The 26410-nt window shown below is 59.3% G+C and carries 23 protein-coding genes; 9 read left to right on the forward strand and 14 right to left on the reverse strand.

Features of this window, described 5'->3' with window-relative positions; translation table 11 throughout:
- Window positions 1–2 precede the first annotated feature (2 nt).
- Entirely contained in the window at window positions 3–1787 is a 1785-nt protein-coding gene (locus tag ACZ3HG_RS21155; RefSeq protein ID WP_191935542.1) for a GMC family oxidoreductase, read from the forward strand.
- A 10-nt stretch (window positions 1788–1797) separates the two neighbouring features.
- A complete protein-coding gene (locus tag ACZ3HG_RS21160; RefSeq protein WP_191935543.1) occupies window positions 1798–3114 on the forward strand; it encodes a cytochrome c in 1317 nt (438 codons plus the stop codon).
- 585 nt (window positions 3115–3699) lie between these two features.
- On the opposite strand, the gene araD is transcribed toward ACZ3HG_RS21160, so the two are convergent.
- The 11 genes from araD to ACZ3HG_RS21215 form a co-directional block, all read right to left on the reverse strand.
- A complete protein-coding gene (araD, locus tag ACZ3HG_RS21165) occupies window positions 3700–4398 on the reverse strand; it encodes an L-ribulose-5-phosphate 4-epimerase (RefSeq protein WP_191935544.1) in 699 nt (232 codons plus the stop codon).
- Window positions 4395–5252, reverse strand: a complete 858-nt coding sequence (locus ACZ3HG_RS21170; RefSeq protein ID WP_465334300.1) for an L-ribulose-5-phosphate 3-epimerase — start codon at window positions 5250–5252, stop codon at window positions 4395–4397. Before ACZ3HG_RS21170 ends, araD begins: the two co-directional genes overlap by 4 nt.
- Before the next feature lie 2 nt (window positions 5253–5254).
- Complete coding sequence (gene ulaD / locus ACZ3HG_RS21175; protein WP_465334302.1) at window positions 5255–5917, reverse strand: 3-keto-L-gulonate-6-phosphate decarboxylase UlaD; 663 nt, start codon at window positions 5915–5917, stop codon at window positions 5255–5257.
- Window positions 5914–7398: an FGGY-family carbohydrate kinase gene (locus ACZ3HG_RS21180; RefSeq protein ID WP_465334304.1), complete on the reverse strand. Its 1485-nt coding sequence runs from the start codon at window positions 7396–7398 to the stop codon at window positions 5914–5916. The genes ulaD and ACZ3HG_RS21180 overlap by 4 nt, the downstream gene beginning before the upstream one ends.
- A complete protein-coding gene (locus ACZ3HG_RS21185) occupies window positions 7395–8690 on the reverse strand; it encodes an MFS transporter (RefSeq protein WP_465334306.1) in 1296 nt (431 codons plus the stop codon). Before ACZ3HG_RS21185 ends, ACZ3HG_RS21180 begins: the two co-directional genes overlap by 4 nt.
- 12 nt (window positions 8691–8702) lie before the next feature.
- Window positions 8703–9173 carry a NanQ anomerase/TabA/YiaL family protein gene (locus ACZ3HG_RS21190; protein ID WP_191935549.1) on the reverse strand — a complete coding sequence of 157 codons (471 nt, stop codon included), beginning with the start codon at window positions 9171–9173 and terminating at the stop codon, window positions 8703–8705.
- A gap of 14 nt (window positions 9174–9187) precedes the next feature.
- The gene (gene yiaK / locus ACZ3HG_RS21195) at window positions 9188–10186 is read right to left on the reverse strand and encodes a 3-dehydro-L-gulonate 2-dehydrogenase (RefSeq protein ID WP_191936032.1); all 999 of its coding nucleotides are present in this window, start codon (window positions 10184–10186) and stop codon (window positions 9188–9190) included.
- Window positions 10187–10416: 230 nt separating this feature from the next.
- Complete coding sequence (locus ACZ3HG_RS21200) at window positions 10417–11268, reverse strand: SMP-30/gluconolactonase/LRE family protein (RefSeq protein ID WP_465334309.1); 852 nt, start codon at window positions 11266–11268, stop codon at window positions 10417–10419.
- A gap of 10 nt (window positions 11269–11278) precedes the next feature.
- Entirely contained in the window at window positions 11279–12379 is a 1101-nt protein-coding gene (locus tag ACZ3HG_RS21205; RefSeq protein WP_465334311.1) for an ABC transporter substrate-binding protein, read from the reverse strand.
- A complete protein-coding gene (locus tag ACZ3HG_RS21210) occupies window positions 12376–13476 on the reverse strand; it encodes an ABC transporter permease (RefSeq protein WP_191935553.1) in 1101 nt (366 codons plus the stop codon). The genes ACZ3HG_RS21205 and ACZ3HG_RS21210 overlap by 4 nt, the downstream gene beginning before the upstream one ends.
- Before the next feature lie 41 nt (window positions 13477–13517).
- Complete coding sequence (locus ACZ3HG_RS21215; RefSeq protein WP_191935554.1) at window positions 13518–15044, reverse strand: sugar ABC transporter ATP-binding protein; 1527 nt, start codon at window positions 15042–15044, stop codon at window positions 13518–13520.
- A gap of 335 nt (window positions 15045–15379) precedes the next feature.
- On the opposite strand from ACZ3HG_RS21215, the gene ACZ3HG_RS21220 reads away from it, so the two are divergent.
- Window positions 15380–16192 carry an IclR family transcriptional regulator gene (locus ACZ3HG_RS21220; RefSeq protein WP_191935555.1) on the forward strand — a complete coding sequence of 271 codons (813 nt, stop codon included), beginning with the start codon at window positions 15380–15382 and terminating at the stop codon, window positions 16190–16192.
- A gap of 100 nt (window positions 16193–16292) precedes the next feature.
- Here the strand turns inward: ACZ3HG_RS21220 and ACZ3HG_RS21225 are convergent, their stop codons facing one another.
- The gene (locus tag ACZ3HG_RS21225; protein ID WP_191936034.1) at window positions 16293–17201 is read right to left on the reverse strand and encodes a LysR family transcriptional regulator; all 909 of its coding nucleotides are present in this window, start codon (window positions 17199–17201) and stop codon (window positions 16293–16295) included.
- A 96-nt stretch (window positions 17202–17297) separates the two neighbouring features.
- On the opposite strand from ACZ3HG_RS21225, the gene ACZ3HG_RS21230 reads away from it, so the two are divergent.
- Window positions 17298–18362 (forward strand): SDR family oxidoreductase, encoded by a 1065-nt coding sequence (locus tag ACZ3HG_RS21230; RefSeq protein WP_191935557.1) that lies wholly within the window; start codon window positions 17298–17300, stop codon window positions 18360–18362.
- Window positions 18363–18502: 140 nt separating this feature from the next.
- Window positions 18503–19282 (forward strand): L-threonylcarbamoyladenylate synthase, encoded by a 780-nt coding sequence (locus ACZ3HG_RS21235; RefSeq protein ID WP_191935558.1) that lies wholly within the window; start codon window positions 18503–18505, stop codon window positions 19280–19282.
- 346 nt (window positions 19283–19628) lie between these two features.
- Here the strand turns inward: ACZ3HG_RS21235 and ACZ3HG_RS21240 are convergent, their stop codons facing one another.
- The gene (locus tag ACZ3HG_RS21240) at window positions 19629–20522 is read right to left on the reverse strand and encodes a LysR family transcriptional regulator (RefSeq protein WP_191935559.1); all 894 of its coding nucleotides are present in this window, start codon (window positions 20520–20522) and stop codon (window positions 19629–19631) included.
- A gap of 137 nt (window positions 20523–20659) precedes the next feature.
- Here ACZ3HG_RS21240 and ACZ3HG_RS21245 point away from each other — a divergent pair, with 137 nt between their 5' ends.
- Both ACZ3HG_RS21245 and ACZ3HG_RS21250 read left to right on the forward strand, forming a co-directional pair.
- Window positions 20660–21961, forward strand: a complete 1302-nt coding sequence (locus ACZ3HG_RS21245; protein WP_465334316.1) for a 3-isopropylmalate dehydratase large subunit — start codon at window positions 20660–20662, stop codon at window positions 21959–21961.
- The gene (locus tag ACZ3HG_RS21250; protein ID WP_465334318.1) at window positions 21958–22512 is read left to right on the forward strand and encodes a LeuD/DmdB family oxidoreductase small subunit; all 555 of its coding nucleotides are present in this window, start codon (window positions 21958–21960) and stop codon (window positions 22510–22512) included. The genes ACZ3HG_RS21245 and ACZ3HG_RS21250 overlap by 4 nt, the downstream gene beginning before the upstream one ends.
- A gap of 1 nt (window position 22513) precedes the next feature.
- Here the strand turns inward: ACZ3HG_RS21250 and ACZ3HG_RS21255 are convergent, their stop codons facing one another.
- Window positions 22514–23140 (reverse strand): LysE family translocator, encoded by a 627-nt coding sequence (locus ACZ3HG_RS21255; protein WP_191935562.1) that lies wholly within the window; start codon window positions 23138–23140, stop codon window positions 22514–22516.
- A 683-nt stretch (window positions 23141–23823) separates the two neighbouring features.
- On the opposite strand from ACZ3HG_RS21255, the gene treF reads away from it, so the two are divergent.
- Window positions 23824–25458, forward strand: coding sequence for an alpha,alpha-trehalase TreF (treF, locus tag ACZ3HG_RS21260; protein WP_342214499.1), 1635 nt, complete (start codon window positions 23824–23826; stop codon window positions 25456–25458).
- 160 nt (window positions 25459–25618) lie between these two features.
- Complete coding sequence (locus ACZ3HG_RS21265) at window positions 25619–26398, forward strand: ABC transporter substrate-binding protein (protein ID WP_191935564.1); 780 nt, start codon at window positions 25619–25621, stop codon at window positions 26396–26398.
- Window positions 26399–26410 lie beyond the last annotated feature (12 nt).

Below are 26410 nucleotides of genomic sequence, written 5' to 3' on the forward strand. Positions count from 1 at the left end.
TCATGGCTAACGAACAGAAAAAAGTGGATGCAGTGATCGTCGGTTTCGGCTGGGCCGGGGCGATCATGGCGAAAGAGCTGACCGAAGCGGGTCTGAACGTGGTGGCGCTGGAGCGCGGCCCGCACCGGGATACCTATCCTGACGGGGCTTATCCCCAGGTGATTGACGAGCTGACCTATAACATCCGTAAAAAGCTGTTCCAGGATCTGTCAAAAAGCACCGTCACCATCCGTCATAACGCTGCGCAGACCGCACAGCCGTATCGTCAGCTGGCCGCGTTCCTGCCGGGTACCGGCACAGGTGGCGCGGGCCTGCACTGGTCGGGCGTGCATTTCCGCGTTGACCCGATGGAACTGCGGATGCGCAGCCACTATGAAGAGCGCTACGGCAAAAATTTCATCCCGGAAGGCATGACCATTCAGGACTTCGGCGTGACCTATGACGAGCTGGAGCCGTTCTTCGACCAGGCCGAGAAAGTGTTCGGCACCTCCGGTTCGGCATGGAGTGTGAAGGGCAAAGTGGTCGGCCAGGGCGGCAAAGGCAACCCGTTTGCCCCGGACCGTTCCAGCCCGTTCCCGCTGCCCGCGCAGAAGCGCACCTGGTCAGCGCAGCTGTTCGCCCAGGCGGCGGAGAGCATCGGCTATCACCCCTATGATTTGCCGTCAGCCAATACCTCCGGCCCGTACACCAATACCTACGGCGCGCAGATGGGGCCGTGCAACTTCTGCGGCTACTGCAGCGGCTATGCCTGCTACATGTATTCCAAAGCCTCACCAAACGTCAATATTCTGCCTGCGCTGCGCCAGGAGGCAAAATTTGAACTGCGCAACAATGCACACGTCCTGCGGGTGAACCTGACCGACGATAAAAAGCGTGCCACCGGTGTCACTTATGTCGATGCGCTGGGGCGCGAGCAGGTACAGCCGGCGGATCTGGTGATCCTGTCGGCCTTCCAGTTCCACAACGTCCACCTGATGCTGCTGTCCGGCATTGGTAAACCGTACGATCCGGTGACCAACGAAGGCACCGTCGGGCGTAACTTTGCCTACCAGAATATCTCCACCATCAAAGCCTTCTTCGGTAAGGATGTGTTCACCAATAACTTTATCGGGGCGGGCGGTGCCGGTGTGGGCGTCGACGACTTCAACGCCGACAACTTTGACCATGCGAAATACGGTTTTGTCGGCGGCTCACCGATGTGGGTGAATCAGGCGGGTGTGAAACCGATCTCCGGCCTGCCAACGCCGCCGGGAACGCCAAACTGGGGCAGCAAATGGAAAGCGGCAGTGGCCGATCATTACACGCACCATGTGTCGATGGATGCCCACGGTGCGCACCAGTCTTACCGCAATAACTACCTCGATCTGGATCCAAACTACAAGGATATCCACGGCCAGCCGCTGCTGCGTATGACCTTCGACTGGCAGGATAACGACATTAAAATGTCGCAGTTTATGCACGGTCGCATGCACAAGATTGCCGAAGCGATGAATCCAAAGCTCATCAGCGGCACGCCAAAAATGCCGGGGACGCATTTCGATACCACCGTGTATCAGACCACGCATATGAACGGTGGGGCGATCATGGGTGAAGACCCGAAAACCAGCGCCATTAACCGCTATCTGCAGAGCTGGGATGTGCCGAACGTGTTTGTTCCCGGTGCCTCGGCGTTCCCGCAGGGGCTGGGTTATAACCCGACCGGTATGGTCGCTGCGCTCACCTACTGGTCAGCAAAAGCGATCCGCGAACAGTACCTGAAAAACCCGGGTCCACTGGTGCAGGCATAAGGATAAACAGATGAAAAAGTTACTTCTTATTGCCCTGCTGCCGGGCATGATGGCACTGAACGCCCTGGCGGCAGACGGTGCGGATGCGCAGATAGCGCGCGGCGAGTACCTGGCGCGCGCGGGGGACTGTGTGGCCTGCCATACCAAAGCTGGCGGTGAGCCGTTTGCCGGTGGCCTGCCGATGGCGACGCCAATCGGCACCCTCTACTCCACCAATATCACGCCGGATAAGCAGAGCGGCATTGGCGGCTACAGCTACGACGACTTCCAGAAAGCGGTACGCCACGGCGTGGCGAAAAATGGCGATACGCTCTACCCGGCGATGCCTTACCCCTCTTACGCCGTCGTCAGCGATGAGGATATGCAGGCACTGTATGCCTACTTTATGCACGGCGTGAAGCCGGTGGCGCAGGCCAATCAGGAAAGTGATATCCCCTGGCCGCTGTCAATGCGCTGGCCGCTGGCAATCTGGCGCGGGGTGTTTGCCCCGGACGTGAAAGCCTTCCAGCCAGTGCAAGGTCAGGATCCGGTGCTGGCGCGCGGTCAGTATCTGGTGGAAGGGCTGGGGCACTGCGGGGCCTGCCATACGCCACGCAGCATCACCATGCAGGAAAAAGCGCTGAACAACGACGAGGGCAGCGACTTCCTTTCCGGCAGTAACGCACCGATTGACGGCTGGACCGCCAGTAACCTGCGCGGCGACGGACGTGATGGTCTGGGGCGCTGGAGCGAGGACGACCTGGTGCAGTTCCTGCGGATGGGGCGCAACGATCATACGGCGGTCTTCGGCGGCATGACCGACGTGGTGCAGCACAGCCTGCAGCACCTGACCGCGGAAGATGCCACGGCGATTGCCCGCTATCTGAAGTCGCTGGGCGCGAAAGATCCGAATCAGGTGGGCTTTACGCCGGACGATACGGTGGCGAAAGCGCTGTGGAAAGGTGATGACAGTAAAACCGGTGCGTCGGTCTACGTGGACAGCTGCGCCGCCTGCCATAAAACGGACGGCAGCGGCTATGCGCGCTTCTTCCCGGAACTGCGCGGGAACCCGGTAGTGCTGGCATCCGATCCCACGTCGCTGATTCATATTGTGCTCAGTGGCGCGCAGCTGCCGGGCATGAAGGGCGCACCGACCACCATCACCATGCCGGCCTTCGGCTGGCGGCTGAACGACCAGCAGGTGGCGGACGTGGTGAACTTTATCCGCACCAGCTGGGGCAATACCGCGACGTCTACGGTGTCCGCCAGCGATGTGGCTAAGGTGCGTAAGGATGAGGCCGTGGTGCATCAGCAGGGGAATGCCGACGTGGAGAAACTGACGCCGTAACGGTCGGTCGGAAAGGGGGACGGCAATCGCGCCGCCCCCTTCACCCCCTCGTGCCGACGTCCCGTCGGTACGTCCTGGAAATCATCGCTTCTTCGGTGCAGTTTCAACGTTAAAACCCAAACCAAAAACCTGAGATATTACAAACAGAAAAGGCCTTTGTCTTTTGTCTATTGTCTTTTGATCTGGTTTTTGACCTTTAAGCGGCGTTAAGCCTCGCTGAGGAAGAGCAGTGAGCCAGGACGAACGGCCAGGAGGGCGGTGAGAGTGAGTGCAGCACAGGGATGTGCGTCACGAGCGGTCCGTACGGCGAACGAAGCTGACGAGGGCACCCGCGAAAAGCGGGCGGTGCGCCAGCCGCAAGCGCGGATTCCTAAGGCCGGGGCGACTGCCGGCCTTAGGTCGCTTCGCCTGCGCAGCAGGAAAGCGAAATGCTGTTGACCTGGGTCGCTTCGCCTGCGCAGCAGGAAAGCGAAATGCTGTTGACCTGGGTCGTTTCGCCTGCGCAGCAGGAAAGCGAAATGCTTTTAACCGCTGTGGCTCCAGCCTAACCCCGGTCCTCACCAGCAGAAAGAGAGCCGCCAGCGGTCACTGCCCGTAATACGCCCCCGCTCCATGCTTGCGCAGATAGTGCTTATCCAGCAGCACCTGCTGCATATCCTTCATGCCAGGCGTCAGCTGGCGCGAGAAAATCCCCATATAGGCAATTTCTTCCAGCACCACCGCATTGTGGACGGCGTTGTCGGCAGTGCTGCCCCAGGCAAACGGTCCGTGGGCGTTGACCAGCACCGCCGGGACCGCCGTCGGGCTGATGCCGCGCGAACGGAAGGTGTCGATAATCACCTCGCCGGTGTTATGTTCGTAATCGTCAGCGATCTCCTGCGGCGTCATCAGGCGCGTACAGGGTATGGGGCCGTAGAAATAGTCGGCGTGCGTGGTGCCCCAGGCCGGCAGGTCCAACCCGGCCTGCGCCCAGATGGTGGCGTGGCGCGAATGGGTATGGACAATGCCCCCGATATCAGCGAACGCCCGGTACAGCGCCAGATGCGTGGCGGTATCGGACGACGGCTTTTTGCTGCCCTCGACGGTGCGGCCGCTTTCCAGCTCCACTACCACGATATCGTCCACGGTCATGCCGTCGTACTCCACCCCGGACGGCTTGATCGCCACCAGCCCGCGGCTGCGGTCAATGGCACTGACGTTGCCCCAGGTGAAGGTCACCAGACGGTGACGCGGCAGCGCCAGGTTAGCCTCGAACACCTGCTGTTTCAGCGTAGTTAAGCTCACTGTAAGCCTCCTTCCTGCATTTTCTGTTCAATCCAGCGCCGGGCCTGCACGATCTCGGTCACCGGTTCCTCGGCTTTCTCGGTCCACATCTCAATCAGAAACGCCCCGCGATAGTTAAGTGCTTTCAGCGTGCGGAACACGCCGACAAAGTCGACGCAGCCGTCACCAAACGGCACATCGCGGAACTGCCCCGGTGAACTGGCGGTGACGGGCTGCGTGTCTTTCAGGTGGATGGCGGCAATGCGGTCAATGCCCAGCGCCAGCTCGGCGGCGACGTCATTGCCCCAGGCGCTCAGGTTGCCGACGTCGGGATAGACGGTGAACCACGGCGAGGCCTGCTGCTTATCCCAGAGCTTCCATTTGCTGATGGCATTCATAAATTCGGTGTCCATAATCTCGACCGCCAGCATCACCTGCGCGGCGGCGGCGCGGTCGACCGCCCAGGCCAGTCCTTCGGCAAAGCGCGCCACCGTTCCTTCGTCATGCGGTTCGTAGTAAACGTCGTAGCCCGCCAGCTGGATGGTGCGGATGCCGACGTCTTTCGCCAGCTGGATCGCCTGCTCCATCAGGCTGTACGCCTGCTGACGTATTTCCGGGTCGCGGCTGCCAAACGGAAAGCGGCGGTGGCCGGACAGGCACATTGACGGGATGCTGACCCCGGTTTCCATCGTCGCGCTGACCAGTGACAGGCGCTGCTCTTTGCTCCACTGCAAGCGCGAGAGACGCAGATCGGTTTCATCCACCGACATCTCAACGAAGTCGAAGCCGCAGGCTTTCGCCAGGGCCAGGCGTTCCGGCCAGCTCAGATGAGAAGGCAGGGCTTTTTCGTAAATTCCCAGCGGGTGTTGGCGCATGGTTAGTGTCCCCAGAGGGTGGCAATGGCTTGATGGAAGTCGGCAGCGGTCGCCAGCCCGTCGGCACTTTCGCTGAGTGCCCGGCCGACGATAAACGCCTTCACGTCGATGTCCCTGAACTGCGGCAGTTCGTCGGGGGTAATACCGCCGGTGACCGACAGCGCAAAGCCCAAATCTGACAGCGCCTTCATCGCCGCCAGGTCCTGCGGGCTCCACTGCTGGCCGCTGGCCTGCGCATCGCGGCCTCGGTGGTAGATGGCCTGCGTCAGCCCCAGCTCACGCCAGCGGCGGGCATCCTCCAGTGTCCAGTGACCGAACAGTTCAATCTGGATATCGCCCTGGTGCTGCCGGGCGACCTCCAGCGCGCTGGCAAAGGTGGCCAGCGGGGCGCTGCAGATCACCGTCATCCAGTTGGCCCCGGCTTCAAAGGCCAGTTTTGCCAGCGTGGCCCCGGCGTCGGCTACTTTGAAATCGGCCACCAGCGTTTTATCCGGGAGCAGCTGGCGCAGCTGGCGCACGGCATCAATCCCGGCGCTTAAGCAGAGAAGGGTGCCCGCTTCGACAATATCGACCTGATGGTGCAGGCGCTGCGCCGTCGCCAGGGCGGCATCCAGCCGGGTGTGATCGAGCGCCAGCTGCAGCCGGGGAACAGGGGAATGACTCATGCGGTGACTCCTTGTACGGCGATCAGTGCCGTGATTATCTGCTGATAACGCTGGTATTTTTTCTGATACAGCGCGTGACGCCCGGCGTCCGGCTGATAGCTGACGATGGCCGGTTGCAGCGCCTGCTGCGCCGCTTGCAGCGAGGCACAGGCTCCGGTGCCAGTCATGGCCGCCAGCGCCGCCCCCAGGCAGCCGCTCTCTTCAATCTGTGGGATCTCGACCGGCAGACCGCTGGCATCGGCAAACATCTGCATCCACTCGGCGGAACGCGTTGGGCCGCCGCTCAGGCGCAGGGCGCTGACCTGCGGGAAGCGTGTCAGAATGCGGTTCAGATGGGTGAGGTGCGAGAACACCACGCCTTCGTAGATCGCCTGTACCAGGTGGCCGCGCTGGTGGCCTGCCTGCAGGCCAAAGAAGCTGGCGTGCAGGTCGCCCCCGGCATTACAGCCGTAGAGGAACGGCAGGAACAGCAGCGAGCTTTGTGCAGGGGGCAGGGCGGCGACCCACTGATTCAGCTGTGCATAGTCGTCAATTCCCCACTGCTGGCAGAACCACTCCAGGTTGGCCGCCGAGGTCGGGCTGGCTTCGTGAATAATGTACTGACCGTCAATGGCGTAGCGGCCGTAGACAAACGGGTGGCCGGTTTCGTCGCTGATGCGGTCGGTGATGCCGCTGGTCACGGACCAGGTCCCCATCACCGCGTTCAGCCGGGTGTCATCGTGCAGTCCGGCGCACAGCGCGGTAGAAACCACGTCGAACAGCCCGCCCACCACCGGCGTGCCCTCGCGCAGCCCGCACAGGGCTGCCGCCTCTGCGGTTACCTGTCCGGCGATGGCCGTTGACCCGACGATCGGCGGCAGGGCCGGAAGAATGTCACCGATACCGAGCGTGTCGGCCAGCGCGGCAGACCAGCCGCCCTGCTGTATGTCGTAGAGATTAGATTCGGAAATATTGGTTTCTTCGCAGGCCAGTTCCCCGGTCAGGCAGTAGCGCAGATAGTCATGGGCCATCAGCACGCTGCCGATAGCCGCGTAGCGCTGCGGCTCGTGCTCCTTCAGCCAGCGAAGCAGTGAGACCGGGTGTCCGGTCCACAGCGTCTGCCGGGTGAGCGGGTAGAGCGTCTGCGGCATGCCGTCCCGCTGCCACTGCTGCACCAGCGCCAGCGCCCGGCGGTCAGAGGAGAGGATGCCGTTGCCCAGCGGCTGACGCTGTTTATCCAGCAGGAACAGACCTTTCCCCTGGGCAGATATGCCCACCCCGGCGACCTGGTTTGCCTGCAGCCCGCTGCTTTTCATCACGTCCGCAATCACCCTGGCAGCCTGCTGCCAGAGCTGCGGCATATCACGCTCGGCGCGGCCGGGTTCCGGTACCAGCACCGGCAGTGTCTGCCGGGATACCGCCCGTTCCCGACCCTGTGCGTCATACAGACCGGCTTTAATAAAGGTGCCGCCGCAGTCCAGTCCTAACCAGTAGTGGCTCATGCTGCCTCCCTGTTCTGTGCATCACAGCGGGCGGGTAGCGTCAGCGCCAGCAGTGAGGCGATGGTCAGTGAGATTGCCAGGCTGTATACCCCGGCATCTTTGCTGTACGCGACAATCAGTACCCCGACCATATACGGCCCGCAGAAGCCGCCGAGGTTGCCCAGGGCATTGATCACCCCGCGCGCGCCGCCGGCCACTTCGGCATTAAACAGGCGCGGAGGTATACTCCAGAACACGCCAGCCGCCGACTGAATAAAGAACCCGCAGCCGACCAGCGCCGCGTAAGACCACCAGATATGCGCTTTCAGAAGTACCGACAGCGCCATGCACAGGGCGAAACCGGCCAGCGGCAGGGCAACGAACAGCTTGCGGCGGCCGGTGGCGTCCGACAGAGCAGAGAACAGGAACATGCCGACGATGGCGCAGACATAGGGCAGGATCGCCAGCAAGCCGACCTGTTCCAGGTTGCCGTTGGTCAGCCCTTTCAGGATGGTAGGCAGCCACAGGGTGTAGCCGTAGATCCCAGTCTGATAAAAGAAGTTCACCAGGATCAGCCGCCACATCACCGGCTCGCGCATCACCTGACGCAGCGAGGCTTTACGGGTGTTTTTGCCTTTGATCAGCAGCTGTTCATCGTGCAGGGTTTTGATCAGATACTGTTTTTCCGCCGGTGAGATCCACGTCGCCTCCTGCGGGCGGTTGCTGATGGTGAAGTGCCACAGCGCCATCACAAACAGCGACAACACCCCCTCGACAAAGAACAGCATGCGCCAGTCCCAGGCGGTGATGATCCAGCCGGAGAGCGGGGCCGTCAGGATCCCGGCGATCGGCACAAACATGATCACAATGGCATTAGCGCGACCGCGTTCCGCATCCGGGAACCAGTTGCCGATCATCGTCAGCACCACCGGCAGCATCCCGCCTTCGGATACCCCCAGCGCAAAGCGCAGCGCCAGCAGCTGATACTGGCTGGTGGCCAGGCCGGTCAGCAGGGAGATCACCGCCCAGGCCAGCAGCGACCAGCCGATAAACCGCTTGCCGTTGCCATACACCGCCAGCTTGCCGCCCGGCACCTGTAAGAACAGGTAGCCGATAAAGAAGATGCCCCCGGCCAGTCCGGCCATGGAGGCGCTGATGCCGAGATCGGCATCCATCCCCCCCGGCATGGCAAAGGCAATGTTGACCCGATCCATGTAGGAGATAATGCAGGTGATCAGGATCGGCGGGATGATCCGCAGCCAGCGCAGGGCGGGGATCGGCTCCCGGACAATCGGGGTGGAAGTCAGGCTCATAGGGATCCTCTTTCAGTCAGCGAGATCGGCCGTGGGGATCTTCACCACCACCTTGCGAATGGCCTCGGGGGCGTCCAGCGCGCAGTTCGGGCGATGAATATCCTGCGGGAAGAACACGGCAAAGTGGCCCGGCTGCATCAGAAGCAGGGTTTCATTCGGCACGTCGCGGTAAAAGATGATGTCGCGTTCCTCGTCATAAGGCTGGTGAACGGGCGGTACGGTTTTTTCCGTAGCCACCCCCATCAGCTCGTTGCCGGACACCAGGAACTGCACATCGATGAAACGGCGGTGGGCCTCTGGGTAGTTATCACCGTGCGGGGCGGTGTGCAGATCCAGCACCTGCACCTGCCAGCCGGTCTGGCTGTCCTGATAGCGACCAGCCGCCATGCCCGCCAGGTCGTGCGAGGCTAAGTACGCCAGGGCACGGGCAATGGCCGGCGGATAGTGGCGGGCATCGGTATGGTTGATATGGCCAAAAATCATCGTCTCTGCTCCCGTTACAGTGCCTGGATACGTGCCCAGACGCGCTCATCAACCGGAATCCCCAGGCGCTGGTTCTCGGCGCGGATACCGGGGAATTTGTGGCCGGGCAGGCGGATGGCCTGCCGGTCGTCGGCGCGTTCGGCACCTGTGATGGATTCGCGGATGCGGGCCAGCTTGCTGTCGCGAGTCGCACCGTCGATCAGACGATCGACGTCGATGGCGATAAACACCTGAGAAATGCCAAATTCGTCGCCGTTATCTTCGGTCACCTCAGTCACGGAAGCGCCGTTGGAGAGCAGGGTGGCGACCATATCCAGCACGATAGACAGGGCGGAGCCTTTCCAGTAACCCATGGGTAAAATGCGGCGATTGGCTTCGATGGTGGCGGGATCGCGGGTGTATTCCCCGTCATTATCAAACCCGCCGTCGACCGGCAGGGTGTTGCCTGCCAGGCGGTTCACTTCCAGCATCCCGTAGGAGAACATCGACATCGACATATCGACCATGGTAATAGGCTCACCCGGTACGGCGACGATCAGCGGGTTGGTCCCGATGGCGCAGTTTTTCGCGCCCCACGGCGGCATCACCGCGATGGAGTTGGTCCAGCAGACGCCGATATAGCCTTTTTCTGCCGCCTGCCAGCCGTAGCTGCCGCCGCGCATCCAGTGGTTGGCATTACGCAGTGCCACCAGACCAATGCCGTGCCCGTCGGCCAGTTCAATGGCGCGATCCATCATGCTGCGGGCGGTGAGGTTACCGATGGCGCGGTGAGCGTCCCACTGTTCGATGGCCCCCAGAGAGAGAATTTTTTCCGCTTCGGCCTGAGGCACGATATGCCCCGCGTCCAGCTGCTGGATAAAGCGGGGAAAACGATTCACCCCGTGGGAGTAAACGCCGTTCTCGCTGGTGTCAGTGAACATCGTGGCGCAGCTTTCTGCTTTATCGGCCGGCACACCGCGTGCCAGTAACACCCGCAGGAACGCCTGTTTCAACTGCTGATAGCTGATTCTCATACTGCTGTTTCTCCCCGGAGGTGGCATTATTTCAATATATGGAATGTCGTTCCAAATAAATCCTATGCGCCTGGAGAGAACAAGTCAAAGAAATGAGGTGGTAATTTATCTTTATAAAACAGATAGATAAAAATAGTGTTGGGTTCTGTGATCGCTGGCACATCCACCAGATTCTGGGCGAGCGAAAGCCGGCAGCAGGAGAATCCGGCTGCCGGGAAGGCCCTGTCGCGCTAGTGCGGGAGTTGCACCCGGTAGAGCGACGTGGTGGCGGTGATATACAGCTCGTTACCGTGCGGGCCACCGAGGGTGCAGTTCGACACGCGTTCCGGCAGCGGGATCTTGCCGCACGGCATGCCTTTGCTGTCGAAAATAATCACCCCGTCGGCGCAGCTACAGTAAAGATAACCGCGTGTGTCGACGCAGAAACCGTCCGGAAAGCCGGGTGCCACTTCGGCAAACAGCCGTCCGCTGCCCAGCTCATGGCCGTCAACCGGATAGACCCGCAGCTGGCGGCGACCCAGCGTCGGGAAGTCGACCACCGACATATCCGCCACGTACAGCAGACTTTCATCGGGCGAAAAAGCCAGCCCGTTGGGGCGCTGCAGATCGCTGGCGGCGATGGTCAGCCGCTGTGCGATCGGATCGAAACAGTAGAGATAACAGCCGATCACCTGACTGTGCGCGTGATAACCCTCATCGTCGCTGACGATCCCGTAGGGCGGATCGGTGAACCAGATCGTGCCGTCGGATCGCACCACCACGTCGTTAGGTGAATTGAAGCGCTTGCCGTCCACTTTCTCCACCAGCAGCGTGACGCTGCCGTCATGCTCCGTGCGGCTGATGGCGCGGCGGCCGTGCTCACAGCTCACCACCCGGCCCTGCAGATCGCGGGCGTTGCCGTTAGCGTAGTGGGACGGCGAGCGCCAGAGGCTCACCTCGCCGCTGCGCTGCCAGCGGAACATGCGGTTCCCTTTCACATCGCTGAACACCACGGCATCCTGTTCCGGCAGCCATACCGGCCCCTCGGCCCAGAGTGCCGGGGAACAGAGTTTTTCCAGCGTCAGGTTGTCAGTCCTCTGCATAGCCCCTCCGCTACTTCACGCCCCAGATGGTTTTGTAATGCCCCTGGTAGTCATTCTGCGGGTCGTAGTGGTTTTGCGGCCCGCCGTCGCTGCCGATGTTTTCTTTAGTAATCAGGTGCGCCGGGGTGACATAGCCTGACGGCGGCTGACCGGCAAAGGCGCGGTTAAACTCATCCAGCAGCTGCCAGCCGTGCAGCTTCAGCGGCTCGGCCACGGTACCGATCTGGCTGCCGCCGCTGCGGATGCGCTGGAAGGCCGAAATCGAGCCGTCCCCGGCGGAGATATTAAACGGCGCGTTTTTGCCGCCTTTGCCCGCGGTCTTCAGCGCCGGGGCCATAAAGTCGAAGTAAAGGTCGTTGATCGCCAGTGCGTACTGGAACTTATCGCCATATTTTTGCAGCAGGCTGAAGGTCATTGACGGCATGCGGTTGGCGGTATCGGCCAGCGGCGTATCGATAAACTCCACCACCTTACAGCCGCTGCACTTCTCGATTTCCTGCTTCATCGTATTGGCCTTATCCAGCGCAATCTGATAGAGCGAATCGGTGAAAATCAGCACCTGTGCCTTACCGCCGGACTGCACCACCGCATACTGTGCAGCAAGGCGGGCGACCTCGTTGGAATCAGAAGTGATGTTGGTTACCACGTTATATTTGGCAATCGGCCCCGGCTGCGGTTCGGCGTGCCAGGCCATCAGCACGATTTTCTGCTGAACAGCTTTTTTCAGCGGAATTTTGGCCACGTTTGGGTTCCAGCCGCCAATGACAATACCGTCCGGGCGCTGGGCAATAGCCTGGTTCAGCGCCGCCAGCTGATCTTTCACCGAGCCGCCGCCGTCGAGCGTTTCCAGCTTCCAGCCTGCTGCGGCAGCGGCTTCACTCAGCCCCTGCTGCACGCCCTGTACGCCGCCGTTTTTCATATCCGAGGCGATAAAGATCACCTTCTTGTTCTTTTGCAGGGTCGGCCCGGTGGTGGGGCCGTCCCACTGGGTGACGCTGGCGGTGGCTTTACTGACTGCGGCGGTGGCCTGCTCGAGGTAGCTGTCAGCCCAGGCTGGCAGCGAACCTGCCAGCAGCGTGCCAAGAGTCAGTGCAAGAAGATGACGTTTCATAAGGTACTCCCCGGAGTGATGGTGTTTTGATTATTGTCAGGAGTGGCAGCCGGGGTGTTTTGACTGCGCACCACGGCTTTTTGGTTCAGCATCCGGCGGCGCTGGGCGTAACCGGCAAGCGTAATGGAAAGCAGCAACGTGGCACCGTTAAACAGCGGCTCAACCCAGAAATCGCCGCCAAACTGCTGGATACCGGCAATCCCGATGGCGAGAATAGCAATGCCCACCACGGTGCCCCAGACGTTCACGCGGCCCGGGCGGATAGTGGTACTGCCGAGGAACGCCCCGACCAGCGCAGGCAGCAGGTAATCCATACCGACGCTCGCCTGGCCGACGCCCTGCTCGGCGGCGATCAGTACGCCGCTGAAACCGGTAAGCACGCTGGAGGCGATAAACGCGCCGATGGTAAATTTATTAACGGCAATGCCGTTCAGTCTTGCTGCCGCCGGGTTACCGCCCACCGCATACATGCAGCGGCCAAGCGGAGTGTGTTCGGTGATCAGCCACAGGACGATGGCCACGGCCAGTACGTAGAATGCGCCAATCGGAATGCCGAAGATTTCGGTGTGGTGCAGGGCGATAAAGGCATCGGGCAGGTCGCCGACGATCTGGCGGCCCCCGGAGTGCCACAGCGCGACGGCGTACAGCACGGTGCCGGAGCCGAGGGTGGCCACGAAGCTGTCAATATCCGCCAGTGCCACCAGAATCCCGTTGAGCAGGCCGTAAACGGCGGAGATCGCCAGTACCGTCAGCACCGCCATCTGCCAGGAGAAGCCATACTCGACCTGTAAGGTGATGGCGAGGATATGCCACAGCACGATGCCAAAGCCGACGTTCAGGTCGATTTTGCCGACGATCATGGGAATGGTGGCGGCCAGCGCCAGCAGGGCAATTTTGGCCTTACTGGCGAGGATCGCCTGTAGTGTCAGCATGCTGGCGAACGAGGGCGACAGCAGTGAGAACAGGACGGTGAGCAGGACGCACAGCAGCAGCAGGCCGTAGCGGGTGACGATCTGCATCAGCCACGCGGCGGCACCGTGCTCGCCGAGGCTGACCCGCTGCTCCAGCGCGGTAGACTTCACGGATGTTTTGGACATAACAGCTTCTCCTGCCACCGTCTGACGGTGGCGTTAATGATTCAGACGGTAGCGACCGGCGTTTCCTGGCTGGCTGAAGCCAGTTCAAGCAGGTTGGCGAAGGTGACGCGTTCATTTTTCAGTTCGCCCACCACCTGACCGCGGTTAAACACTAGTGCGCGGTTGCAGATATGGGCGATCTCTTCGAAATCGTTGGAGATCACCAGCACCGCGATGCCGTCGGCCAGCGCCTTGTTCAGCAGGTGATAGATCTCTTCCCGCGCGCCGACGTCGACGCCCGCCGTGGGATCTTCAAGGATCAGCAGCGGGGCGTTGAGGTGCATCCAGCGTGCCATTACCACTTTTTGCTGATTGCCGCCTGACAGCGCACTGATGTCCAGATTGACGTCCTTAGGGCGAACATCGAACAGCTGCACCTTCCACCAGCTGGCCCCAATCTCGGCGCGGCGGCCGTAGCGTGACAGCAGGCGGTGGCCGCTGGCACAGGGATTGATAAACAGGTTTTCCCGCACGCTCATCGACATCACCAGGCTTTCCCCGGTGCGGTCACCCGCCACCAGTGAAACGCCTGCCGCCATCGCCTGCTGCGGCGACCCGGCGTGATAGGCGTTATCACGGAACTGAATGCTGCCGCCGCTGCGCTCACGCAGGCCAAACAGCAGGCGGCCAATTTCCTCCTGGCCCGCCCCGCGCAACCCGGCCAGCGCCAGCATTTCGCCGGGTTGCAGGCTGAATGAGACCGGGCCGACTTCACCGGTGCATAGCCGGTCAAGGGCCAGCACCGGGGGGCGGGCTTCCGGCAGCGGCTCGCGCCGATCGCCTTCAATGGCCTCCCCGACAATCATCTCCACCAGATCGCGCAGCTTGTACTGCGCCGTCATCCCCCCGGCCACGCGTTTACCGTCGCGCATCACGCAGACGCGGTCCGCAATCTCGATCACTTCGTCCAGGCGGTGGGTGACGTAAATCATGCCCACCTTTTTACTTTTCAGGCGGTTGATCACGCTGAACAGGTGGCGGACGTCGTTGGCGGGCAGGGACGCGGTGGGTTCATCCAGCACCAGCACCTCGGCGTTTACCGCCACGGCGCGGGCAATGGCCAGCAGGGATTTTTCGGTACGCGACAGTTCAAAGACGCGGGCATCCGGATCCAGCGCGATGCCCACCTCATCCAGGGCGGCGCGGGAACGTTCGCGCACCGCCCGCCAGTCAATCAGCCCCAGGCGGCGGGTAAATCCCATCACCAGCGCCATATTTTCCGCGACGGTCATCCACTCAATCAGCCCGAGATCCTGATGAATAAAGGCGATCGGCTGTTGCCGGGCGGTTTTTAAACTGGCGGCGGAGGCGATGCTGGCCTCGCGGAAGCGAATATCGCCTTCGTCGCGGCTGTAAACCCCGGCGAGCACTTTAATCAGCGTGGATTTTCCGGCGCCGTTTTCCCCTAACAGGGCGACCACTTCGCCCGGAAAAACGTCCAGGCTGACATCGTTGACGGCGATATTGCCGCCAAAGCGTTTGGTGATGTGGCTCAGCGTAAGAACCGGTGTACCGGGTGTATGCTGCATGGCAGCCTCCTGCAACTCCTGGTGAGCATCAACAGCGGTGAAGCCAGAAAAATCACCGCAATATTTCAATATGCGAAATCAAGTTTCAAAAATACTATTCTCACTTGGAGCGGAAAGCAAAGGAGCGAGGGTTTTATTTATCATTTAAAAACAATAAGTTATTTTTGTTGTTATGGAATTGTGATGGACAGCTCACTTCTGTCTCGTGGCGTTTCGGGCGATTTAAGCCGCAGAAATTACACTGAAACATCGTTCCATATTCACAGTGCGGGAAGCATGGGGTAACATCGGGCACCGCCCCGCGAGGGGGCGAAGGAAACCAAGAGGAAGCGTGGATGAGCGTAAAAGCGGATAGCGTGAAGGACGATAAGAAAGACAAACCGCTGGGGACGCAGAGCCTGTTCCGTGGCCTTCAGTTGATTGAACTCTTAAGCAACTACCCGAACGGTTGCCCGCTGGCCCATCTGTCTGAACTGTCCGGGATGAACAAAAGTACGGTGCACCGTCTGCTGCAGGGGCTTCACAGCAGCGGCTATGTTACCCAGGCACCGTCACCGGGCAGCTACCGTCTGACCACGAAATTTATCTCCGTCGGGCAGAAGGCGCTCTCATCGCTGAACGTGATCCACGTGGCGGCACCGCATCTGGAGAAGCTGAATCTGGAGGTGGGGGAGACGGTCAACTTTTCCAGCCGGGAAGATGACCATGTGATCCTGATCTACAAGCTGGAACCGACCACCGGCATGATGCGTACCCGCGCTTACATCGGCCAGCATATGCCACTGTACTGCTCCGCCATGGGTAAAATCTTTATGGCCTGGGGCAGCGAAGAGTACCCGGCGCAGTACTGGCAGAGCCATCAGGAGACCATCCAGCCCCTGACCAAAAATACCATCACCACGCTGCCGGAAATGCTGGAAGAGTTGAAGAGCATTCGCCAGCAGCGTACCGCCATGGATCGGGAAGAGAACGAACTGGGCGTCTCCTGCATTGCTGCCCCGGTGTTTGATATTCAGCAGCGGGTGCCGTATGCGGTATCCGTGTCACTGCCAACGGCGAAACTCCAGCAGATTGGGGTGAAAAAGCTGATGGCCCCTGTGGTAGCCACCGCCAAAGCGATCTCCGCCGAGCTGGGTTTTCACGGGTAACCTGCGGGCTGACCGAACAGGAAGGTCAGCCGCGTCAGTTTTTCAGCGGCTCCGTGGGGTGGCTTTGCACCGGGGCGATCATCTTTTGCGATTGCCTCACTCATCCAATCCTCAACGTCTCCAGCGCACTCAACAGCGCATCGACCTTCGGCGTGAGCTGCTTTCTGCGCGGCCAGACCACGTACAGCGGCAGGCCCGGCACCGTCAGTTCCGGCAGGAAGGGCACCAGTTCACCGCGTGTCAGCTGTTCTTCCATCAGCCATGTCGCCATCTGTGCCACACCCAGCCCGGCCATGACTGCGGAGCGCTGCGCTTCGCCATCCCCCAGCGCCATCCGGTGCGGTACGGTACGCGTGGTGATGCGGCCATCCGGCGAGGTGACATGCCACGGGCTGGTGCTGCCGTCGATGCGGTCATAGACAATCGCCCGGTGCTGTTCCAGCGCCGCTAACGACTGCGGGATGCCGTGCTGTGCCAGGTAGTCAGGTGAGGCGCAGAAGATCAGCTGTTCGCAGCCGAGATAGCGCACCGCCAGAGAAGGGGGATAGCTGCCTGGCCCACCGATGCGCACCGCAACGTCGATGCCCTCTTCAAACAGATCGACAAAGCGGTCCGAGAACGACAGATTAAGCTGCATATCCGGGTGCTGCCGGCAGAACTGATTGAGCAGCGGCATCACATGCAGGCGACCAAAGGTATGGGGGACGGCCACGCGCAGGCGGCCGACCGGAATGGTGCGCTGGGCCGCCAGCACCGATTCCGCTTCGCTCAGCTCCCCCAGCACGCGGGTGCAGGTGTCGTAATAGGCCTGCCCGGCATCGGTCAGTGCCAGACTGCGGGTGGTGCGCTCAAACAGCCGTGATCCGAGGCGTGCTTCCAGTCGCGCCATGCTTTTACTCACGGCAGAGCTGGTCAGATGCAGCCGTTCGGCGGCGGCGGTAAAGCTGCCGCTCTCCACTGTAGCGACAAAGGCAGTGATCCCTTTCAGACGATCTTCAGAGACGGCCATTCATTCCTCCTGTTCATTAATACTGTGAATTTATACCTGAGATGGGAATTTAATTCTCTATTAAGCTGAAGGAATTCACTGAACAGGAGAGAAATTATGCAGCAACGAGCTTTGATTGTGGGCGTCAGCGGCGTCACCGGAAGTGCCCTGGCCGAACGCCTGCTGGCAGAAGGCTGGCAGGTTAATGGCCTGTCACGCGGACGTACCCCGGTGATCGGCGGAGTGACATCGCTGACTGCCGACCTGACCGATGCGGAATCTGTACAGGCCGCCCTGAAGGATGTGGTGGTGGATAAGGTGTTCTTCAGCGCCTGGGCTCGCCAGGAAAACGAAAAAGAGAACATCCGCGTCAACGGAGCGATGGTGCGTAACGTACTGGACGCGCTGGGAGACTCGCTGAAAGGGGGCCACGTGGCGCTGATCACCGGCCTGAAGCACTACCTTGGCCCGTTTGACGCCTACGGCAAGGGCGCGGTGCCGGTCACGCCGTTTCGCGAAGAGCAGGGCCGCCAGCCAGTAGAGAATTTCTACTATGCCCAGGAAGACGAAGTGTTTGCCGCCGCAAAAAAATATGGCTGTACCTGGAGCGTGCATCGCCCGCATACGGTGATTGGCTTCGCCGTCGGTAACGCGATGAACATGGGGCAGACGCTGGCGGTGTACGCCACGCTGTGCAAACAGACCGGGCAGCCGTTTGTCTTCCCGGGATCCAAAGCACAGTGGGAAGGGGTGACCGACATGACCGACGCCCGCCTGCTGGCCGACCAGCTGCTCTGGGCCGCCACCACGCCTTCTGCGCAAAACCAGGATTACAACGTGGTCAACGGTGACGTGTTCCGCTGGCAGTGGATGTGGGGCGAAATTGCCGCGTACTTCGGCATTGAAGCGGCCCCTTTCGCTGGCGAGCAGCCGCTGGAAGGGCGGATGAACGATGCCGCGCAGCAGTGGCAGAAGATTGCCAGTGAAGCCGGCCTCAAAGAGCCGGATGTCAGCAAGCTGGCGTCATGGTGGCACACCGATGCTGACCTCGGTCGTCCGATGGAAGTGTTTACCGACGTCAGTAAAAGCCGGAAAGCCGGATTTACGGGCTATCAGCCGACGCGTGAGGCCTTTTTTGAGCTGTTTGACCGCTTAAAAGCAGCACAGTTAATCCCGCGCTGACCGGCAACGGTTGTTTCCTGTGGGAAACAATCGTGGCTTTATAGTGTTTATTGTTGCGCTAAAAACTGGCTGTGGCAGGATGGTTTCAACGGGTGATGACCCACTTTACTTTGAACCGAATCCGAACGAAAGGTGCTGCTATGAACGATAAAGTTGTTAACTGGAATGGTGGCTTACAGCCAGAAGCCGTGAAGATCCTGTCTGCGGAAGGCGGCATGATCGTCTGCCCGACCAAAGTGGGCTACATCATCATGACGTCTGACGCCAAAGGTCTGGAGCGCAAGTTTGACGCCAAGCAGCGTAACCGTAACAAGCCGGGCGTAGTGCTGTGCGGTTCTCTGGAACAGCTGAAAGAGCTGGCCCAGCTGAACCCGGAAATTGAAGCGCTGTATCAGCAGCACTGGGACAAAGACGTGCTGCTGGGCTGCATCCTGCCGTGGAAAGAAGAGGCGGTAGCGCGTATCCCGGATGACGGCTCTAAAGAGCTGATGATGGACCGCCGTCAGACCAGCTGTTTCGTCATCAAATTTGGCGTACCCGGTGAGAACCTGGCGAAAGAGCTGTGGGAAAACCACGGTAAGTTCTCCTTCGCCAGCTCGGCTAACCCGTCAGGCAAAGGCAACCGTGGCCTGGTCGAAGGTATCGGCGACCGTATTGAACAGCACGCAGATCTGATTATTGCCGCTAACGACTATGTGAAGTCTATCCAGCCAAACGAGTCAGAAAAGACCCGTTACGAGCAGGGTGTAATGGTAGCGATGGTTGACGATAACGGTAAGCTGGTGCCCGAGCAGAAAGGCGAACGTAATATCACGCCGTGCCCGGTGCTGATCCGTAAAGGCCTGGATGTTGATAAGATTATGTCGATGATGTCGGATATCTTTACGACCTGGGATTACCGTCACGGCAACTACTATTAATTTTACCCGTCATACTTGACGCTACAACGGCGTTGGCTTCATGTGCTCACCCCGGTCACTTACTCAGGTAAGCTCCCGGGGATTCACCCCTTTGCCGCCTTGCTGTAACGCCCATTATTTAGGGTAATTTTACCCGTCATACTTGACGCGACAACGGCGTTGGCTTCATGTGCTCACCCCGGTCACTTACTCAGGTAAGCTCCCGGGGATTCACTCCTTTGCCGCCTATGCTGTAACGCCCATTATTTAGGGTGAAATCGTTTCCGCGCTAAACCGTAGTGGCCGACCTTATATTCCCTGTCGGCCAGTTCTTACCTTTTCTCCATTCCCTTTCCGGTCGCCAGGGTTATTTTTTTAACGCCTTCTGCAACTCTTCAATAAATAACCGTACGCGCGGTGAAATGAAATTATCACTTTTCACCAGAACGTAGGATTTATAAATGTCCATTTCCCATTCTGGGAGGATCTGTACCAGATCCCCGCGAGTCACCGCCTCCTGAGCAATATAATTCGGCAGATAGGCAATACCGGTCTGTGCTACGGCCGAATTTAACAGGGCAATACTGTTGTTGGCGCGGAAGCGGCTGCGGACTTCAATATCCTTTTTCTGTTTCTCTTTACGGAACGGTAATGAAATGGTGTGGGCCGGGCCGCGAAACAGAATATAGTCCTGGCGCGGCAGGTCATCCGGGCTGGCTATCGCACCGATGTTGTGCATATACGCCGGGGCGGCATACAGCCCCCAGGCGATATCGGACAGCGGACGATAGTGGCGGTGTTCCGGCAGTTCGCGGGTAATGGCGATGGCGATATCAAAGCCATCCTCTTCCAGATTGACCGCGCGATCGGTCAGATCCAGATCGACGCTGACGTGGATATTGCTGGCGACAAAGCGGTTAAGCACCGGAACAATACACTGGCAGCCAAAGGAAACCGGTGCCACCACACGCAGGCTGCCGGTAGGCTCTTCGTGAAACTGGCGGATAAACAGGTCGGCACTTTTCACCTCATGCAGTATCCGGTAACAGTAGTGGTAATAGGTCATCCCGACTTCTGTCACCTGAATGCGCCGGGTGGTGCGCTGCAGCAGTTTTGCCCCCAGGCGCACTTCCAGCGCCGTGATCTCTTTACTCACCGAGGATTTTGCCAGCCCGAGTGCCTTCGCCGCTTCGGTATAGCTCAGGGTTTCCACCACTTTGGCAAAAATAATCATGCCGTGCAGGTTTTCAAAATCGCTCATTATGATCCCGGATTGTTTTTAGAGGGAAACAATCCACGATATTAGCATATTCCGCGTTTACCCGGCAGTGAAAAGCGGTAAGGTAAATAAAGTTTATTCACTTCATTGGCCGGAATAATACACAGAGATAAATAAATATGGGTCAGACAATCAGTCAGAAAATACTCGCGCGTGCCAGCGGGAGGGATACCGTCATGCCTGGAGAAATAGTCTGGGCGAAAGTGGATATATTAATGTCGCACGACCCCTGTACGCCTGGCGTCGCCAGCGTATTTAAAAAAGAGTTTGGTGCGCAGGCAAAAGTCTGGGACGCCGGACGTTTTATTATGATCCCGGACCATTTTGTCTATTCTGCCGACCCTCAGGCCAATCAGAATATCCGTGTTATGCGGGAGTTTGCCAAAGAGCAGAAGATTACCTATTTCTATGACGTGGGCACACCACAGTATAAAGGCGTCTGCCATATCGGCCTGGCCGAAGGCGGCCATACCCGGCCCGGAGAGGTGCTGCTGGGCACTGACTCTCATACCGTCACCGCCGGGGCCTTTGGTTGTTTCGCGATTGGCTTAGGCATCACGGATGCGGCCTACGCGCTGGGGACGGGGGAAATCCCGCTGAAAGTTCCGACCACTATCCGCGTCAATTATCACGGCATTCTGCCCACTCATGTCCAGGCCAAAGATTTGATTCTGCTGCTGCTGGCGGAGCTGACGGTCGAGGGGGCAACCTATGAAGCGATTGAGTTTGGTGGCAGCGTGATTGACGCCCTGTCGGTCGAAGAGCGTATGACGATATGCAATATGGTGGTGGAGTGCGGGGCGAAGAACGGCATTATGGTGCCGAACCAGGCCACGCTTGACTACCTGGCGGCACGCACCGATGTGCCGTTCAGCCTGGTGACCGCAGATGCCGATGCGGTCTATAGCCGCGTGGTCGATTTTGACGTCACGGGGATGCAGCCGCAGGTGGCAAAACCTCACTCGCCCGATAATGTGGTGGCCATTGATACCCTGAAAAATGTCGCCATCTCGCAGGCCTATATCGGTTCCTGCACCGGGGGTAAGCTGGCCGACTTTATTGCCGCCGCACAGGTGATGAAAGGGCGCAAAGTCACCATCCCCACCTTCGCCGTTCCGGCCACCAAAGAGGTGTTTCACCACCTTATCACCACACAAATCGGGGGCGTATCGGTCTATCAAATCCTGACCGATGCGGGCGTACAGCTATCGTCAGAAGCAGGCTGTGCTGCCTGCTGCGGTGGCCCGCCAGATACCTTTGGCCGTGTGCATCAGCCGATATCGGTGATCGCCACCACCAACCGCAATTTTGTTGGCCGTATGGGACATAAGCGCGCCAGCATTTATCTGGCATCGCCTTATGCGGTCGCGGCCGCGGCGATCACCGGCATGATAACCAATCCTGCAGAACTCGGAGTATGAGTATGGAACCGATCATCAGCGGCACGGTGTACGTGCTGGGCGACAACATTGATACTGACCAGATCCTCACCGCAGAGTATCTCAAGGTGAATCCTTCCCTGCCGGAGGGTTACGCCCAGCTGGCTTCCCTGGCGATGTGTGGTTTACCGGAAGGGGCACTGCCGTTTATTGATGCTGGCAGCGGACGTGCGGCTTACCCGATTATTGTGGCGGGTAAAAACTTTGGCTGCGGATCCTCGCGGGAGCATGCTGTGATGGCGCTGGGGGCATCCGGGGTAAAAGCGGTGCTGGCCCCGTCATTTGCGCGTATTTTCTTCCGCAACTGCGTGGCGACCGGGGAACTGCTGCCGGTGATCTGCTCTGGCGCACTGCATCAGCGGCTGCGTACCGGGGATTATGTGACGATAGATCCCCGCAGCCAGACGGTAACACTGCTGGAAACGGGGGAAATACTGAAGACCGACCCGGTGGGCGAGCTGGCGAGGATAATCGAGGCCGGAGGGCTGTTTGCTTATGCGCGCGCCAGCGGGCGCATAAGCCAGGCCGGATAGCTTATTTGGCTGAAACCGCCAGCGCACCGCCGGCGAAGACAAACAGGCTGCCGGTGGAGCGGTTCAGAATGCGCAGGCGGCGGGCATTAGAGAAAACCCCCGACAGGCGGCGTCCGGCGCAGGCATAGCTGAACATAATGCTGAGATCCAGGACTGCCCAGGTGATGGCCAGCGTGGCAAACTGCATGGCGTGCGGCTGGCTGGCATCGACAAAGTTCGGGAACAGCGCCGCGAAGAACAGCAGATCTTTCGGGTTGCTGATGCCGACCGTAAAGCCTTTACGGAACAGGCGCCAGGCTCCGGGCGTGTCTCCGGCCTCGACGGTATTCACGGCGGTGGGTTCGCTGTTATCTCGCCAGGCGGCAATCCCCAGCCAGATCAGGTACGCCGCACCGACCACTTTCAGTACGGTAAAGGCAGTGGTCGAAGCGGCAAGGATCGCCCCCAGGCCAAGCGCGGAGGCCGTCATCAGCATCATCGCGGCCAGTACGCCACCGGTCACCGTCGCCAGGGCCTGTTTGCGGCCGTAGCGCAGGCCGTGGGTCATGCTGATCAGGGCCGACGGGCCGGGTATGGCAATCAGGGCGGCAATCACGCCGGTATAAGCCAGCCAGAGTTGAAGCGTCATACATCATCCTTTCTGCTCCCCCTCAGCCTGAGGGGAAAATCTGTTTGATTCGGTTCGTTGAGTCACGAAGGGGCCGTAGTTTATTTTCCCAACAGTGAGAAGTAAATCACAGTGGGCAAATATTCTTCCTTATGCCCGGTATCTGCCACCGGCGTTCTCCCCCTGAGGGTATCGTTGGCGATCCCCGGCGATAAAAATGGCCCGCTGCGGTCTCAGTATTGTCCGAATCAGGGGGGCGGCGGCCTCTTTTTTACCCTTGCCTCCTTCTGCAGCAGCAGGGCTTTTTCCCTGCCATTCCCCCTTACAGGCTTCCGTCACCGGCTGAAACTGGCTAACCACTTGTTAGCAATAAAAAATACTGGATAAGAATGACAATAATGCGGCATTTAGCCTTTTTCTGATTATTCAGGCTAAGATGCTGTAATTCATTAATAAAATAACCGTTTTATTTAAAGAGGTTCGTAGTTTATTCTGTCGGCATACCTCCCTGTATTTTTATTTATGTCAGTAAATTTGGCTTATTTTTCCTGTCGTTTATTTTTTGAAATATTCAGTCATTAAGCGTAATGGAAACATCGGGTTGCACGTTGAGACTGGGGTACTATAATAAGCCCCTTATTACTTAAAAATATTTTTCACCAGACGACTTTGCCAACGTATTTTTTCGGCATCAGGAGGTTCTTATCACTTTTAACCAAAACGAAGCGATGATTGACGTCAACCCTGCTGAATATGAAGCCTGGTATAACGATTATGAGGCTGGCCCGGAATCGGCAGTTGAGCCACAGCCGGAGCCAATCCGCGGCCTGCCTGCGCCCGATATCCTCACGCCATCAGACCGCTATCAGGATCTGTTTGAAGCCGTGCAGATGTCGCGCATTTTTTCCGACAGTAAAACCTTCGCCGACTGTGCGCCAAAGTTTGAGCCAGAGCGTATTCTCTACCGCTATTATCTGGCCCGTGAGCGGGACGATTTCAACCTGCTGGAATTTGTGCTGGAAAACTTTGAGCTGCCGCACGTCCACGACAGCCGTTATGTCGCCGATCCGAACAACAGCATTGAGCAGCATATTGATGCGCTATGGCCGGTATTAACCCGCCAGCCGGAAAAGCACTGCGAATTTTCCTCACTGCTGCCACTGCCTAAACCCTACGTGGTGCCGGGCGGCCGTTTCGGTGAAACCTATTACTGGGACTCTTATTTCAGCATGCTGGGCTTTGCCTCCGCTGGCCGCTGTGACCTGATGCGGAATATGGCCGACAACTTTGCGTGGATGATCGATAAGTACGGCCATATCCCCAATGGTAACCGGACGTATTACCTCAGCCGTTCGCAGCCGCCGGTGTTTGCGATGATGGTCGAGCTGTTTGAAAAAAATGATATTCATGAAGCGCAGCACTATCTGCCGCAGCTGAAAAGTGAATACGAATTCTGGATGGACGGGCAGGGGGAGCTCTCCCCGAATCAGGCGTATCGCCACGTGGTCATGCTGCCAGACGGATCGGTGCTTAACCGCTACTGGGATGACCGCGACACGCCGCGTGACGAATCGTACCTGGAAGACGTGGAAACGGCACGCGACTCTGCGCGTCCGTCAAGCGAAGTGTACCGCGACCTGCGTGCAGGGGCTGCCTCCGGCTGGGACTTTACCTCCCGCTGGCTGGCCGAGCCTGGCCGGCTGGCGAGTATCCAGACCACCAGCATTGTGCCGATAGACCTGAATGCGTTCCTCTACAAGCTGGAAACCACCATTGCCCGCCTGTCGGCCAGCAAAGGTGAGCAGGAAGTTGCTGACCGCTTCCAGCAGCTGGCGCTGCGCCGCCGTGAGGTGGTCGACAAGTATCTGTGGGAAGAGGAAACTGGCCTGTACCGCGATTACAACTGGCGGGAAGGGGAAAAAGCCCTGTTCAGCGCTGCAGCGGTCACCCCGGTGTATGTCGGTATGGCCAGCCTGGATCAGGCCACGCGCACGGCAAAAGCCGTACGTGACTACCTTCTTGCGCCGGGCGGTATGCTCTGCACGATGGAAGTCACCGGCGAGCAGTGGGACAGCCCGAACGGCTGGGCACCGATGCAGTGGCTGGCGGTCAAAGGCTTTAACAGCTACGGCGATGAGCTGCTGGCGCAGGAGATCGCCCGGCGCTGGCTGAATACGGTCGACAGCACCTGGCAGCAGCACCATAAGCTGGTGGAAAAATATAACATCAGCGGCGATGCCGCCCTGCTCGGTGGTGGCGGGGAATATCCGCTGCAGGATGGTTTTGGCTGGACCAACGGCGTGACGCGCCGTCTGCTGGAAATGTACCCCTCGCGTTAATCCTCCAGGAGGTGGCCGCCCGGCCACCTCTGAGACCAGACTCCGCATTATAAAAATGGCTTATTAATCCCCGCCTGCCATAAGACAAAAGCCTTATTTCTCCATGAAAAATCATGCTATTACTTGATGCTAACCCGCATGATGATTCGGAGTACGTGAGATGAAAAAACTGACCCTGACCGCGCTGGCGTTGCTGGCGGGGTTTAGCGCTTCCGCCCTGGCGGCAGAAGAGCTGCGCTTCGGCGTTGACCCGACGTTTCCGCCGTTCGAATCCAAAGCCGCCGATGGCTCACTCCAGGGCTTTGATATTGATATGGGCAACGCTATCTGTCAGCAGATGCAGGTCAAATGCGTCTGGGTGCAGACCGGCTATGACGGCATCATCCCGGCCTTACACGCGCGTAAGTTTGATGCCATCCTCTCGGCGATGGCGATGACCGACAAGCGCCGCCAGCAGGTGGCGTTTACCGATATGCTCTATAACACCCCCAGCGCGCTGCTGACGCGTAAAGACAGCAAACTGCTGCCGGAGCTGGCCTCGCTGAAAGGCAAAACGATCGGCGTGGCGCAGGGCACGACCCAGGAGGGCTTTGCTCAGACCCTGTGGGGTAGCAAGGGCGTTCAGGTCGTGAGCTATCCCAACCAGTCAGAAATTTACCCGGACCTGGCGTCAGGCCGCCTGGATGCGACCTTTACCAATGCCGCTGCGGCGGAATCGGGCTTCCTGAAAACGCCGCAGGGCGCGGATTACCATATTGCCGGGAAACCGCTGTATGACCCGAAATACTTCGGTGAGGGCGTGGGTATTGGCCTGCGTAAAGACGACGGTGCCCGCATCGCCAGGATTAACGAGGCGATGGCGGAACTGCATAAAAACGGCACTTACGACAGGCTGGCGAAGCAATACTTCAGCTTTGATGTTTATCACCGCCCGGAGTAAGTCATGACGGAG

It is taken from the genome of Erwinia sp. PME.40.26/001 (genome assembly GCF_055556675.1).